Source organism: Nocardioides hwasunensis (assembly GCF_014779665.1).
Lineage (GTDB): Bacteria > Actinomycetota > Actinomycetes > Propionibacteriales > Nocardioidaceae > Nocardioides > Nocardioides hwasunensis.
In genome coordinates this window covers 516,912-530,157 of sequence record NZ_JACXYY010000004.1, presented here as the reverse complement: position 1 = coordinate 530,157, position 13,246 = coordinate 516,912, and the positions used below count along the sequence as shown (strand labels likewise).

Genomic DNA, 13,246 nt, shown 5'->3' with positions numbered 1-13,246 from the left:
TTCACGCGAATCGGGCTGTCGACCATCTCACCCCGGATTCGTGCCGTTTTCACCCATCCAAGCGGCGCGTGGCGACGAAAGAGGGACGAAGGAAGTGTGCGTCACGACGGGTGTGGACCAGCAGAGAACACCCGACGGCAGCCTCTGGCTAGCGGATCCCGGAGCGCGAGATCCCGGCGACGAAGTAGCGCTGGAGCACGACGAACATCAGCACGAGCGGCAGGCTCGAGAGCAGCGCCATCGCCATGATGCCGCCGTAGTCGTTGTCGTAGGCGGTCTGCAGGAGCCGTAGCGCGACCGGCAGCGTGTAGAGGTCGGGGTCGCGCAGCGTGATGAGCGGCCAGAGGAAGTCGTTCCACTGGGCCATGAAGGCGAGCAGCGTCATCACGGCGACGAGGGGGCGGGCGTTCGGGACGACGACGCGGCGGAAGGCCTGCAAGGTGGTGCACCCGTCGACCCGTGCGGCCTCGACGATCTCGTCGGGGAAGTCGATGAAGAACTGGCGCGCGAGGAACAGTCCGAGCGCGGTCGAGGCCGACGGCAGGATGACGGCCCAGAAGAACCCCACCAACCCCAGCCGGGCGACCAGCTCGAACTGGGGGATCATCACGACCTGCACCGGCACGACGAGGGTGCCGAGCACGACGAGGAGCACGGTGCTGCGGCCGCGGAAGCGCAGCTTGGCCAGCGCGTAGCCGCCGAGCAGGTTGACGACCACCGACAGCGCGGTGGTGAGGCTCGCGACGAGCAGCGCGTTGCCGAACCAGCGCCACACGGGGAACTGGCCGAAGAGTCCGCTGAAGTTGGCCAGCGTCCAGTCACCCGACCACAGGCTCGCCCCGTCGTCGAGGATCGACTCGCGCGGCGTGAAGGCGATGACCACCATGGCGAGGAGGGGGAGGACGAAGATCAGCGCGACGAGGATGCAGATCGCGTACCGGACCGGACGGGACATGGCTCAGGCCTCCGCTCGGGCGTTGCGGCGCAGCTGGAGCAGGGTCAGCGCGCCGATGATCACGAACAGCACGACGCCGACCGTCGCGCCGTAGCCGAAGTTGCGGGCCGGCCCGAACCCCTCGTCGTAGGCGTAGGTGACGAGCATCGTCGTGGAGTAGCCCGGGCCGCCGTTGGTCATCACGTAGACCACGTCGAAGACCTGGAACGACCAGATGAGGTTCACCAGGACCAGGAAGAACGTCGTCGGACGCAGCAGTGGTACGACGACGCGACGGGTCACCTGCCACGCGCGGGCGCCGTCGACCTCGGCGGCCTCGATCACCTGCGGGTCGACGTCCTGCAGCGCCGCGATGTAGATGACCATCGAGAACCCGATGCGCGACCACAGCGTCATGACGACGACGGAGGTCATCGCCAGCGCGCCGTCGGACTGCCAGGAGACGTCGGCCAGGCCGAGGTCGCGCAGGATGCCGTTGATGATCCCGACCGACTCGTCGAACAGCAGCAGCCCGACCAGGGACGTCACCAGCGAGCTGACCACGATCGGGAGGTAGACGATCGTGCGGAAGACACCGCGACCGGGCAGCGCCTTGTTCATCAGCAGGGCCAGCCCGAGGCCGAGCAGCACGCCCACCGGAACGGTCGCGGCGGTGAAGATCGCGGTGTTGAGCAGGGCCCGCCAGAAGACGTCGTCGCCGAACAGTCGGCTGAGGTTGTCCAGCCCGCTCCAGGTGCCCTTGCCGAAGGACCGCTTGTCCTGGAAGGCCATGGCGAACGCCCACGCGAGCGGCCCGGCGAGGAAGACGCCGATGAGGAGGAGGTTGGGGGCGAGCATCCCCCAGGCAGCGCGCGCCTGTCCGGGGGAGCCGGTCATCGCAGCGCCCTGGGGCGAGACCTCGGCGGGGGCCACGGTCGGCGCGGTCACGGCGCGGCTCCGTCGTTGAGCAGCGCCGCCGCGTCGACCTTGTCGGCGATCGCACCCAGCGTGTCCTGCGGCGAGCTGTCGCCGAGGAAGCACGACTCGAGCTCGTTGGCCAGGTCGACGTTGACCTCGGCGAAGGTCGGCGTCGTCACGTCGGCGACGTCGCGGTCCTCGATCGTCGACACCTGGTCGGCGTACACGCCCATCAGGTCGCCGCCGACGGCGAAGTCCAGGTCCTGCGCGGCCAGCGACTCCCGGGTGGGGAGCAGGACGGAGGCCTCGCAGAACTGCTTCATCGCGTCGGAGGAGCCGAGGTAGACCAGCAGCTCGGCGGCGAGCTCGGGGTTCCCGGAGTCGCGGGTGGCCACGATCGCGTTGCCGCCGAGCTCGCTGGCACGCCGCTCGTCGCGGGGCTGGTACGTCACGGCGTACTCGAAGCGGTCGCCGATCGTGTCGGCGAAGGCCGGGACGAGGAAGTTCCCCGCGAAGAGCATGCCCAGGCGGCCCGCGGTGAACTGCGCGTCGGGATAGGTCGGGCTCTTGGTCGAGGTGGAGCGCGGCACCCACTCGTTGTCGAAGAAGGAGCGGGTGAACTCCAGCGCCCGCACCCCGGCATCGTCGTCGAGCACGGCCTTCTCCAGCTTCTCGTCGTAGAGGTGGCCGCCGGCCATGAACAGCCACGTCAGCCAGCGGAAGGCGCCGGCCGCCTGCCAGTTGACCGCGAAGGCCGACCCGTCCTCCGGGCTGGCGTCACGCACCTTGGAGGCGACGTCGCCGAACTCCTCCCACGACCAGGCGTCCTCCGGGCGGTCGGGCACGGCGCCCACGCCGGCGTCGCGCAGCACGTCGGGCCGGTAGACCAGCGCAGAGGTGTCGACGTGCTGGGGCACGCCGTAGAGACGCTTGCCGTAGGTCACCGCACGCAGGAGGGACGGCCGGACGTCGCCGGCGAGCTCCTCGAGGGGGTCCGTCACGTCGAGGAGCTGGTCGGTGGACGCGTACAGGCCCATCGTCGGGTAGTCGACGCGGAACACGTCGGGTGCGGTCCCGGACAGCAGCCCGGCATCGACGCCGGTGGCGAAGTCGGCGAAGGGCACCACCGTCAGGTCGACCGTCACGCCGCGCTCGGAGGAGAACTGCTCGGCGAGACGTGCGTAGACCTTCGTCTCGACGTCGGTGCCGTAGACCTGCATCGTGACCCGGTCGGTGCTCCCGCTGCTGGTGCTCGACACCCGACGGGTCAGCCCGGCGCAGCCGGAGAGCGAGACGGCGCCCATCGCGGCGCCGGCAGCGAGGCCACCTCGCACGACCGTGCGGCGTCCGATCCGAGGAGTGGGGGGCACCGTGCGAGTGAATCAGCACCTGCGCCCCACGGCATGCCCCCGAGGGGTGAGACAAAGGTTGTCCGTCGCCACCGTCCGCCGGACACGTCGACGAACGTCCCGGTGACGTAGGACGCCTGCGACGACAGCAGCCAGCAGACGGCGTCCGCCACCTCGCGGGGGTCGCCCGACCGCCCCAGCGGCAGGCCGGGACCCAGTCGAGCGGTCCGCTCCGGGTCACCTCCGGAGGCGTGCATCCGGGTGTCGACGATCCCGGGGCGTACGCCGGTGACCCGGACGCCGTGCCCGGCCTCCTCGAGCGCGAGGCCTCGGGTGAGGGTCTCGAGCGCGGCCTTGCTGCTCGCGTAGTCGACGTACTCCCCGGGCGGCCCGAGCTGGGCGGCACGCGACGAGACGTTCACGATCGCGCCGCCCCGGCCACCGCGGGCGGTCGACATCCGCTCCACCGCTCGCGCGCAGACTCGGCCGCGCTGATGCCGCGACCTCCGCCCGTCACCACGGTGACGGGAACGCGGCCGGGCCTGTCGATGGACGACTGCGGCATCGGGCGCTCCTGACGATGGGTGAACGCGGGAGGCCAGTCGATCAGTCCGTCTGACTAGTCTCGAGAGATCACCGATGAAAGGCTACCGATGAAGGTCACCGCCGCCGTGCTCGAGGTGCTCGGCGCCGAGCGCCCGTACGCCGGCAGCACGCCGCTCACGGTGGGCGAGGTCGACCTCGCCGCACCCGTCGGGCGGGAGGTGCTCGTGCGGATGGAAGCCGCCGGCATCTGCCACTCCGACCTGTCGGTCGTCGACGGCAACCGCCCGCGACCGGTCCCGATGCTGCTGGGTCACGAGGCCTGCGGCCGGGTCGAGGCCGTGGGGCCAGACGCCACCCAGGTCGTGCTCGGCCAACGCGTCGTGATGACCTTCCTGCCACGGTGCGGCGAGTGCGAGGGCTGCCTCACCGACGGCATCCGGCCGTGCGTGGTCGGCAGCGCGTCCAACGAGGCCGGGCACCTCATCGGCGGGGGCTCGCGCATCACGCGTGACGGCGCTCCCGTGAGCCACCACCTCGGCGTCTCCGGGTTCGCCAGCCACGCGGTGGTCGACGAGCGCTCCGTGGTCGCGGTCGGCGACGACGTACCCCCGGGCGTCGCTGCCGTGCTGGGCTGCGCGGTCCTCACCGGAGGCGGGGCGGTGCTCAACGCGGGGAGGCCGCGACCCGGCGAGACCGTCGCGGTCGTCGGGCTCGGGGGAGTCGGCATGGCCGCGATCCTGACGGCCCTGTCGGTCGACGACGTGACCGTCGTCGGCATCGACGCCGACCCCGGCAAGCTCGAGGTCGCGCGCGACCTCGGCGCCCACTCGGTGCTCGGTCCGGCCGAGGCGGTCGAGTCCGGCCTCGCCGCAGACGTGGTCGTCGAGGCCGCGGGCAACGTCCGAGCCTTCGAGACAGCCGTCGCGGTCACCGGCCCGGGTGGCCGCACCGTCACCGTCGGCCTCCCCCCGGCCGCCGCGATGGCGAGCGTGTCGCCCCTGCGCCTGGTCGCGGGCGGTCGGTCGATCATCGGGAGCTATCTCGGCTCGGCCGTGCCATCGCGCGACATCCCGGAGTTCGTCGAGCTGTGGCGTGCCGGCCGGCTCCCCGTCGAGCGGCTCATCACCTCGACCATCTCCCTCGCCGAGGTCAACCAGGGCATGGACGACCTCGCCGACGGGCGCGCGTTGCGACAGATCATCGAGTTCGGGTGAGCCGCACCGCGGAAACCTGGCGGGTCAGCCCATCCAGAGCCCGCCGTTGAGGTCGATGACGGTCCCGGTGACCGAGGCGGCGGCGGGGGAGCAGAGCCACGCGACGGTGCCAGCGATCTCTGAGGGGGCGGTGAGGTGGCCGAGGGGCATGCTCTCGACCAACGCGTTGAGCTCGTCGGTCGACAGCCGGTCGAGCATGGGGGTGTCGACCGGGCCTGGTGCCACGCAGTTCACCCGGACGCGACGACGAGCCTCGTGCTTGGCCAGGTGACGGGTGAGGCCGATCAGTCCGGCCTTGGCGGCGGCGTAGGCCGGGCCCGAGAGCTCGTTGCCTCCGTGCCGCCCGTTGACGGAGCTGAAGAGCACCATCGATCCGCCGTCCGACATCAGCGGCAACGCGTGTTGCGCCACCACCGCGGCCGAGGTCAGGTTGTCGTCCAGCACACGCCGCCACTCGGTGAGGTTCAGCTCGGCAATGCCGCCGCTCCCGACGGACCCGGCTGCGTGGACCACCACGTGCAAGGTGTCGACGTCGGACAGGGCGTCCGCCACCGACAGGGGGTCGGCTGCGTCGTGGCCGAGGGCACGGTCGAGCACCACGATGTCGTACTCGTCGGCGCGCAGGCGTTCTGCGCACGCAGCTCCGATCCCTCCCGCCCCTCCGACGACCAGGGCCCTGCGCACGGTGCTCGTGTCCATGGCCGGGAGTTCTAGCACGTCCGCGCCGTCGCGCCTGGTGGCGGCCGTCCTGCGAGGGGGTGGTCGGTCGGAGTTCCCCTAGACTCTCGCGCGTGGCTGACGTGGGGAGTGCAGGGATGCCCGGTGGGGCCTTCGCGCCCGCCGACGGCGCCGGCAGGGGCGACGAGGTGGAGACGAGCAGCGGCATCAGTCGCGCGCTCCAGGTGATCTTCGCGGTCGCGGAGTCCGACGAGCCCGATGTCGGCGTCTCCGAGCTCGCCCGCAGCCTGGGCTACAGCAAGACCGTCATCCATCGCGTGGTCCGCACGCTGGTTGCGAGCGGCTTCTTCACGGTCGACGAGCGCACGCGGCGCTACCGCCTCGGCCCCGGCGCGGTGAGTGTCGGCCTCGCGGCGATCGCCCGCCTCGAGGTGCCGAGCATCGCCCAGCCCTACATGGAGGACCTGGTCTCGCGGACCGGTGAGACCGTCACCCTGTCTGCGCGCTACTCCCACCAGAGGATGTATCTCTCGCAGGTCCTCTCGCCCCGCGAGATCCGGATGGCGGTGCCGCTCGGCCAGCTCTTCCCACTGCACATCGGTGGGTCGTCGAAGGCGATCCTGTCCGCCCTGCGGCGCGAGGAGCTCGACGACTACCTCGACCGTGCCCTGGCCGGGGGCCGCTCGGTCATCAGCCGCGAGGAGCTCGAGGAGCAGCTGGCAGCGATCCGTCGTCGTGGCTACGCCGTCAGCCGCGGCGAGCGCCAGGTCGACGCGGGCTCGGTAGCCGCGCCCATCTACGACGCCACGGGTGGCGTCTACGGTGCTATGTCGGTCTGCGGTCCGGTGGGCCGGTTCAGCCCGGACAAGGTCGAAGAGTTCGGGACACTCCTCGTGGAGACGGCTGCCACCGTGTCGCGTCGTCTCGGTCACCGACCCGCCGCCAGCTGAGCGTTCCCCGACCGGCTGGTCCGATGGCCGTGCTCGCAGCCCCTCGCCGCGCCCGGGTGACCCGTGGATCCACCGCGCTCGACTCGCTGTTCCGCGCCTCGTTACGGCCGCGTTACGACTACGAGGAGTTTGGCGACACCTCTTGACCCGTGTGCTGGATCACTTCTACGGTACCTGTATCCGGTACGGCGTTCCGCTGACCGTTACAGCCCGGATCCACTCCCTGGGAGGCCCCGCATGGCGACACTGGCCGACACGTCCAAGGCACCGACGAGCGAGAGCGCCTCACGCGCCCGCACCAAGCCGGGCCGCGGCGATGGCCCCGCGTGGTTGCTCTGGGTCACCACGCCGCTCCTGCTCGCTGCGTTCCTGGGAGCCTGGAAGGCCTACACCGTCGTCTTCGAGGTGAGCGAGCTGGTCGTTCCCCCGCCCGAGCAGGTCGGCGCCACCCTGGTCGACCTCATGGGTCAGTCGATGCTCTACGAGGCCACCTACGTGACCCTTTACGAGACGATCGTCGGATTCTCGATCGCTGCCGTCGTCGGCATCGGGCTCGGCATCCTGCTCGGCAAGGTCCGCCTGCTGGAGCGGATCCTCTCGCCGTTCCTCGTCGCGACCCAGGTCGTGCCCAAGGTCGCGATCGTGCCGATCCTGCTGCTCTGGTTCGGCTTCGGTCTGGAGCCGAAGATCTTCATGGCCGCGATCATCAGCTTCTTCGTGATGATGCAGAACACGATCCTCGGCATCCGCTCCGTCGAGCCGGGCCACCGGGACCTGATGCGCGTCATCCAGGCTCCCTGGTGGAAGCGCGTCCTCTCGCTCGACGTCCCGTCTGCCATGCCCGCCATCCTCACGGGCATCGAGCTCGGCATCGTCTTCGCGATCACGGGTGCCATCGTCGGTGAGTACCTCGGTGGTGACGACGGGCTCGGTGCCCTCGCCACGGTCATGCTCGCCTCGCTGCGCACCGACCAGCTCTTCGCCGTGGTCATCGTGATGACCGTCCTCGGCTTCCTGCTGTACGCCGTCGTCGCCGCCATCAGGCGCTTCGCCATCCCGTGGCACGAGTCGTCGGGGCGTGCCACCTCCCTCTGAGACTCATCCCTCCTCCCGAAACCAAGGAGCTCCACCGATGGATCGTCGTTCCTTCCTCCGCGCCACCGGCCTCGTGGCCGTCACCTCGGCCAGCGGCACCTTCCTCATGGGCTGCGCGCCGTCGACCGGCAACAACAGCGCCGACCAGTCGTCCGCCGGACCGAACGCCACGGACGCCGTCTTCGTCACGCCGTTCCAGCACATCCTCAACTACGCCGACATCTACGTCGGGATCCAGGAGGGCTACTTCGCCGAGGAGGGCCTGCGGATCGACGTGGTGGGTGGCAGCGGCACGGCCGCCTCCATCTCGCAGGTCGCGGCCGGGCAGGGCCTCTTCGGCAAGGCGGCGTCCGTCATCACGTGTCCGCTGATCGCCGACGGCAACGCGCAGATCATCACCGTCGGGCAGGGCGACCACAAGTCCCAGTACAGCCTCGCGTCCGACCCGGCCAACCCGCTGACGACCCCCGAGGAGTGGCAGGGCAAGACGATCGGCGTCATCTCCAAGGGCGGCACGACCGAGCTGCTGCTCGACGCCATGTCGGTGGCGCAGGGCCTCGACCCGACGAAGGTCAGGAAGGTCGTCACCGGTGCCGACGTCGGCTCCCTGGAGTTCCTCAACCGCGGCGAGGTCGACGGCTTCATCACCTATCTCGGCTCGGAGGCTGCCTTCAAGCAGCGCGGCATCGAGCTGAACTACCTGAACACCGACGAGTTCGCGAAGATGCCCGGCGACTCCTACCTCGTCAAGACCGAGGACGTCGGTCCGCAGGCCGAGGCGATCACCGGCTTCCTGCGGGCCTCGCGCAAGGGCTACGAGTTCGTCGAGGACCCCGCCAACCTCGACAAGGTCATCAGCGCGATGGCCGCCTACAACAAGGTCGAGGTGCAGGACGAGGAGCTCGCCAAGCTGAAGATCGAGGCCCAGCCGGTGATCTGCAAGCCGGCCAGTGGTGGTTACCTCAGCATCGACATGGACGCCTGGGAGTCCGGCGTCGAGCTGATGCGCAAGTCCGGGATCATGAAGGACAAGAACCGCCCGGTCTCCGACTTCGTCACCAGCGAGTTCGTGGACGCGATCTGAGTGGTCACCGCAGAGAGCACGGTCGACCTGCTCGTCGTCGGTGCCGGCACCGCCGGCCTCGCTGCCGCCGTGGAGGCGGCAGCGAGGGGCCTGACGGTCACGGTCGTCGAGCAGGCCGACCAGGTCGGCGGCACGTTGTGGCGATCGTGGGCACAGATGTCGGCGGGTGGCACCGAGCTTCAGCGTTCCCGCGGCATCGAGGACAACCCCGACCTGCACTTCGACGACGTGATGCGGATCAGCAAGCAGACCGCCGACCCGAAGCTGGTGCGGCTCGCGGTCGACCACGCCCCGGTCACCATCGACTGGCTGATGTCAGCGGGATTCGACATGGACCCGGACGCACCGGCGATTCTGTACTTCCACGAGCCCTACTCCCTCCCGCGGACCTACTGGGGCCGTCGCGGTGGACGTTCCGTGCTGGAGGTGCTGGTGCCCCGGTTCGACCAGGCGCGGGACGTCGGTGCGCTCACGGCACACCTCAGCACCACCATGACCGAGCTGTTGGTCGACGGAGCCGACCGCGTCGCCGGCATCGCCGTCGTGGATGCGGCCGGACGGCGACGCGAGGTCCGCGCCGACCACGTGCTGCTGACGACCGGTGGCTACGCCGGCAACGCGACGCTCTTCCCTGAGCTGACCGAGGGGGCTCCGTTGGTCGGTCCCGGTGCGCCCACCTCCACCGGCTCGGGGATCAGCGCGGCCCTGGCCGTCGGTGCCTCGACGCGTGGCGGCGACCTGTTCCTGCCGACGTACGGAGGTGTGCTCCTGCGTGACAGCGAGTCCACGACCATTCCCCTCGACGACTTCCCGCAGCTGACGCCGCAGTCGCGCCAGCCGTGGGAGATCCATGTCAACCGTCGGGGCCAGCGGTTCGTGGCGGAGGACTCCGCCAGCGTCGACGTGCGCGAGACCGCCCTGCTCGACCAGCCCGGTCTCGAGTTCTGGGTCGTCTACGACCAGGCGGCCCGGGTCAAGGCCCCGCCGCTGCTGCCGTCCTACGACGAGGACCACCTCGTCGAGATGTTCGAGGACCACCCCTCGTTCTGCACGGCCGACACCGTCGAGGGTCTCGCGGACCTCGCCGGCATCGACCCCGACGGGCTCGCCGCGACGGTGGCGGCCTATAACTCCGGCGTCGAGTCCGGTGCGGACGCTTGGGGTCGTACCCACCTGCCGTTGCCGATCGCCCAGCCGCCCTACTACGCGGTGCGCAACCACGGGACCACGCTCAAGAGCCCTGCCGGGCTGGTCGTCGACGACCAGCTGCGAGTCGTCGGGGCGCGTGGTCCGCTGTCCAACCTGTACGCCGCTGGGGAGGTGCTCGGCGGCAGCACGCTGTCGGGCAAGTCCTTCGTCAGCGGCATGAGCGTGACCCCTGCGCTGTCCTTCGGGCGACTGATCGCCCGACGCGTCGCCGGGGTCGAGAAGGGAACCACCTGATGTGGGAACGACCTGATGTTGACTTCATCGACACCAGCGAGCTGCCGTGGCTGCAGCCAGGCGAGGGCGAGTTCGGCCTGGCCGGCGGCGGTCGCAAGCGCTTGCTGAGCAGGGATGCGGCCGACGGCGCCGAGACCGCCGTGCAGCGGATCGTCGACCGGCAGGTCGGCGTGCTCGCAGCGGAGGCCGACCTCTACGTGATCGGCGGTGGAGGGACGGTCAACGGCACGCCCGTCGACGTGAACTACTACCTGCACGTCGACGCGGGCACCCGCCTGGAGATCCAGCCGGGTGTGCGCGGCCTGGTGCTGTACTGCGGCTTCTGGGGGCCTCCGGCCTTCTCGGAGGACGCCGACGGCGACGGCGGTGGGTTGACGGTGACCCGCACCGAGTCACTGAAGTGGGAGCCCGCCACCTGGAGCGGAGAGGTGCAGCTGGACCCGGGCGCGATGCTCAAGATGCTGCGCCGCGACGACCGCGCCTTCATCTACCTCGCAGCAATGATGCCCGGCTGGCGCTCTGAGCAGGAGGAGTCGCACCCGGTCTACGAGGAGTCGTTCAAGATCTACGGCGACGTCCTGATGGGCTCGCGTGGCGTGATGCGCGAGGGCTCCTACTTCTTCCGCTCGCCCGACGTCTTCCACGGGCCGCTCTACTCCCGCGGAGGGACGATGTCCTTCATCCGCTCCGACGCGGCGACCACGACCACCTACCGCGACCCCGGGCCCGGTGGCGCGTGGGACGAGCTGGCCCGGCACGCGTATGTCGACTGACGCCGCGACCCAACCCCCCAGGGAGACCACGATGAGCGACGCCACCACCGGACCCGCGCCCCGCCAGGGCGGCTCGGGCGCGGCGATCTCGATCCGCGGTGTCGGCAAGGAGTACGCCGCCGCGGCCGGGCCCGTGCGCGCGCTCACACCGACCGACCTCGAGGTCAAGCCCGGTGAGTTCGTGGTCCTGCTGGGCCCGTCGGGGTGTGGCAAGACCACGCTGCTGCGGATGCTGGCCGGCCTGGTCACCCCGACCGAGGGCAGCATCTCGATCGGCGAGCGCAAGCTGTTCGCCGAGGGCGACAGCAAGCCGTCGCACGACGCTCTCGACTCGCTGGGCTTCGTCTTCCAGGCGCCGAACCTGCTGCCGTGGCGCAAGGTGTGGCGCAACATCGCGCTGCCGCTGGAGACCAAGGGCGTGTCCCGCGCCGAGCGCAAGGAGCGTGCCGTCGAGCTGGCCCGCGCCGTGGGCCTCGAGGACTTCCTCGACCACTACCCCAAGCAGCTCTCCGGCGGGATGCAGCAGCGCGTCGCGATCGCCCGGGCGCTGATCCACGAGCCGTCCATCCTGCTGATGGACGAGCCGTTCGGTGCCCTCGACGCCATGACCCGCGACCAGATGAACCTGTTGCTGCAGGAGCTCTGGCTCGAGACCGGCAAGACGATCGTCCTGGTGACGCACTCGATCTCCGAGGCCGTGTTCCTCGCCGACCGTGTGGTCCTGCTGTCCTCACGTCCGGGCCGGGTCAAGGACGTCGTCGACGTCGAGTTCGCCCGCCCGCGTGACCTCCTGGTGCAGAACGACGCAGGGTTCGGCGAGAGCGTCGAGCGGTTGCGCGAGCAGCTCGGCGGCCACGAGTGACCACACCCGTCGACGCGTCTCCGGGCGCCCCTCCCGCCGCCGTTCCCCCGACCGCGGCGCTCGCCGGGCTCACCGCCGGACTGCGCTTCGAGGACCTGCCCGCCGAGGTGGTCGCGAAGGCCTCCGCTCTGGTGCTGGACTTCCTCGGCGCGTCCGTCGGTGGGTCCGGCACACCGGAGGCCGGCGTCATCGCCGAGCTGGTGCGGAGTCGTGGGTCGGCGCCACAGGCCACCGTGCTCGGCCGGGACTGGCGCACCTCGGTCGTCGACGCGGCGTACGCCACCGGGGCCGCGGCAGACATCTTCGAGCACCAGGACGGCTACCGTTTTGGCGGTTTCCACCCGTCGCACACCCTGCCGGCGCTGTTCGCGGTCGCCGAGCAGCAACAGGCCGGCCTCGCCGACTTGCTGACCGCGACCGTCGCGGCCTACGAGGTCGCCAACCGCATCGGGCGAGCGGCCCATCCGCAGGCCACGCAGGCCGGGTGGTTCCCGACCGCCGCGGCTTTCGGCGCGGCCGCGGGGTGCGCGAAGCTGCTCGGACTCGACGCCACGGGGATCGCCGACGCCGTGGGCGCGACCGCGTTCTTCGCGCCAGCGGTGCTCATCGAGTCCATCTTCGCCGGACCGTCGGCCAAGCCCGCCTTCGCCGGACAGCTGGCCCGTGCCGGCGTGGAAGGCGCCCTGCACGCCGCGGCCGGCCTCACCGGCTGGCGCGAGGTGGTCGAGCACCCGCGCGGGCTCGTCGCCGCACTCACCGGGGGTGAGGTCGACAACGTCGCGCTCATCGATGAGTGGACCATCCTCGACGTCCACCAGAAGCGGTTCGCCGGCTGCCGCCACACCCACGGAGCCGGACAGGCAGCGCTCGAGCTCGCGATCGAGCACGACCTCGACCCGACCCGGGTCCGCGAGGTCGACGTCGAGACCTACGACATCGCCATGCTGCTCGTCGACCGTGGTGTCGGCCCCGACCCCACCACCGTGGCCTGCACGCTGAGCCTCCCCTATGTCGTGGGTGCTGCCCTCGTCGACCGCGAGGTGTCCGGCGCCCAGTACGCCGCTGACCGGATCAACGACCCGGCCGTCCTGTCCCTGGCCGACCGGGTGCGGATGAGGCGCGCGGACGACCTCGAGGCGCGCTATCCCGAGTTCACCGCGACCCGCGTCACGCTGACCCTCGACGACGGGACCACCCACACCCGCCAGGTCGACGTCCCGGCCGGCGACAGCCGCGCCCCCCTGACCCGTGAGCAGCTGGTCGCCAAGTTCGACGCCTACGTCGTGCCGCGACTCGGCCGTCCCGTGGCAGCGCAGGTGGCCGGCACCGTTCTCGAGCCGCGCCCGGGCAGTCGCGTCACGGACCTGGTCCGGCTGCTCTCCACCCCGTCCTGAAGCACG

The 13,246-nt window shown here is 70.7% G+C and carries 13 protein-coding genes; 8 read left to right on the top strand and 5 right to left on the bottom strand.

What is annotated here, in order from left to right; genetic code table 11:
* Nucleotides 1-148: 148 nt before the first annotated feature.
* Genes IEZ25_RS12445 through IEZ25_RS12430 form a run of 4 tightly spaced genes read right to left on the bottom strand, consistent with a single transcriptional unit; the run spans nucleotide 149 to nucleotide 3,668 of the window.
* Complete coding sequence (locus IEZ25_RS12445) at nucleotides 149-955, bottom strand: carbohydrate ABC transporter permease (protein ID WP_191199729.1); 807 nt, start codon at nucleotides 953-955, stop codon at nucleotides 149-151.
* 3 nt (nucleotides 956-958) lie between these two features.
* The gene (locus tag IEZ25_RS12440) at nucleotides 959-1,882 is read right to left on the bottom strand and encodes a carbohydrate ABC transporter permease (protein ID WP_191199728.1); all 924 of its coding nucleotides are present in this window, start codon (nucleotides 1,880-1,882) and stop codon (nucleotides 959-961) included.
* On the bottom strand, nucleotides 1,879-3,222 hold the full coding sequence (locus IEZ25_RS12435) for an ABC transporter substrate-binding protein (protein WP_191199727.1): 1,344 nt from the start codon (nucleotides 3,220-3,222) through the stop codon (nucleotides 1,879-1,881). Before IEZ25_RS12435 ends, IEZ25_RS12440 begins: the two co-directional genes overlap by 4 nt.
* Complete coding sequence (locus IEZ25_RS12430; RefSeq protein ID WP_318152198.1) at nucleotides 3,120-3,668, bottom strand: SDR family oxidoreductase; 549 nt, start codon at nucleotides 3,666-3,668, stop codon at nucleotides 3,120-3,122. Before IEZ25_RS12430 ends, IEZ25_RS12435 begins: the two co-directional genes overlap by 103 nt.
* 186 nt (nucleotides 3,669-3,854) lie before the next feature.
* Here IEZ25_RS12430 and IEZ25_RS12425 point away from each other — a divergent pair, with 186 nt between their 5' ends.
* Complete coding sequence (locus IEZ25_RS12425; protein ID WP_191199725.1) at nucleotides 3,855-4,961, top strand: alcohol dehydrogenase catalytic domain-containing protein; 1,107 nt, start codon at nucleotides 3,855-3,857, stop codon at nucleotides 4,959-4,961.
* Between the two features lie 24 nt (nucleotides 4,962-4,985).
* On the opposite strand, the gene IEZ25_RS12420 is transcribed toward IEZ25_RS12425, so the two are convergent.
* Nucleotides 4,986-5,660 carry an SDR family NAD(P)-dependent oxidoreductase gene (locus IEZ25_RS12420; protein ID WP_191199724.1) on the bottom strand — a complete coding sequence of 225 codons (675 nt, stop codon included), beginning with the start codon at nucleotides 5,658-5,660 and terminating at the stop codon, nucleotides 4,986-4,988.
* Between the two features lie 92 nt (nucleotides 5,661-5,752).
* Between IEZ25_RS12420 and IEZ25_RS12415 the strand changes: the two genes are divergently transcribed.
* From IEZ25_RS12415 to IEZ25_RS12385, 7 genes are all read left to right on the top strand, one after another.
* A complete protein-coding gene (locus IEZ25_RS12415; protein WP_318152197.1) occupies nucleotides 5,753-6,589 on the top strand; it encodes an IclR family transcriptional regulator in 837 nt (278 codons plus the stop codon).
* A gap of 237 nt (nucleotides 6,590-6,826) precedes the next feature.
* Nucleotides 6,827-7,684, top strand: coding sequence for an ABC transporter permease (locus tag IEZ25_RS12410; RefSeq protein WP_224748860.1), 858 nt, complete (start codon nucleotides 6,827-6,829; stop codon nucleotides 7,682-7,684).
* A gap of 37 nt (nucleotides 7,685-7,721) precedes the next feature.
* On the top strand, nucleotides 7,722-8,768 hold the full coding sequence (locus tag IEZ25_RS12405; protein WP_191199723.1) for an ABC transporter substrate-binding protein: 1,047 nt from the start codon (nucleotides 7,722-7,724) through the stop codon (nucleotides 8,766-8,768).
* Nucleotides 8,769-10,211, top strand: a complete 1,443-nt coding sequence (locus IEZ25_RS12400; protein WP_191199722.1) for an FAD-dependent oxidoreductase — start codon at nucleotides 8,769-8,771, stop codon at nucleotides 10,209-10,211. It abuts the gene before it with no gap.
* The gene (locus IEZ25_RS12395) at nucleotides 10,211-10,984 is read left to right on the top strand and encodes a DUF4437 domain-containing protein (RefSeq protein ID WP_191199721.1); all 774 of its coding nucleotides are present in this window, start codon (nucleotides 10,211-10,213) and stop codon (nucleotides 10,982-10,984) included. The genes IEZ25_RS12400 and IEZ25_RS12395 overlap by 1 nt, the downstream gene beginning before the upstream one ends.
* Before the next feature lie 31 nt (nucleotides 10,985-11,015).
* Complete coding sequence (locus IEZ25_RS12390) at nucleotides 11,016-11,846, top strand: ABC transporter ATP-binding protein (RefSeq protein WP_191199720.1); 831 nt, start codon at nucleotides 11,016-11,018, stop codon at nucleotides 11,844-11,846.
* Complete coding sequence (locus IEZ25_RS12385) at nucleotides 11,843-13,240, top strand: MmgE/PrpD family protein (RefSeq protein WP_191199719.1); 1,398 nt, start codon at nucleotides 11,843-11,845, stop codon at nucleotides 13,238-13,240. The genes IEZ25_RS12390 and IEZ25_RS12385 overlap by 4 nt, the downstream gene beginning before the upstream one ends.
* The last annotated feature ends 6 nt before the right edge of the window (nucleotides 13,241-13,246 follow it).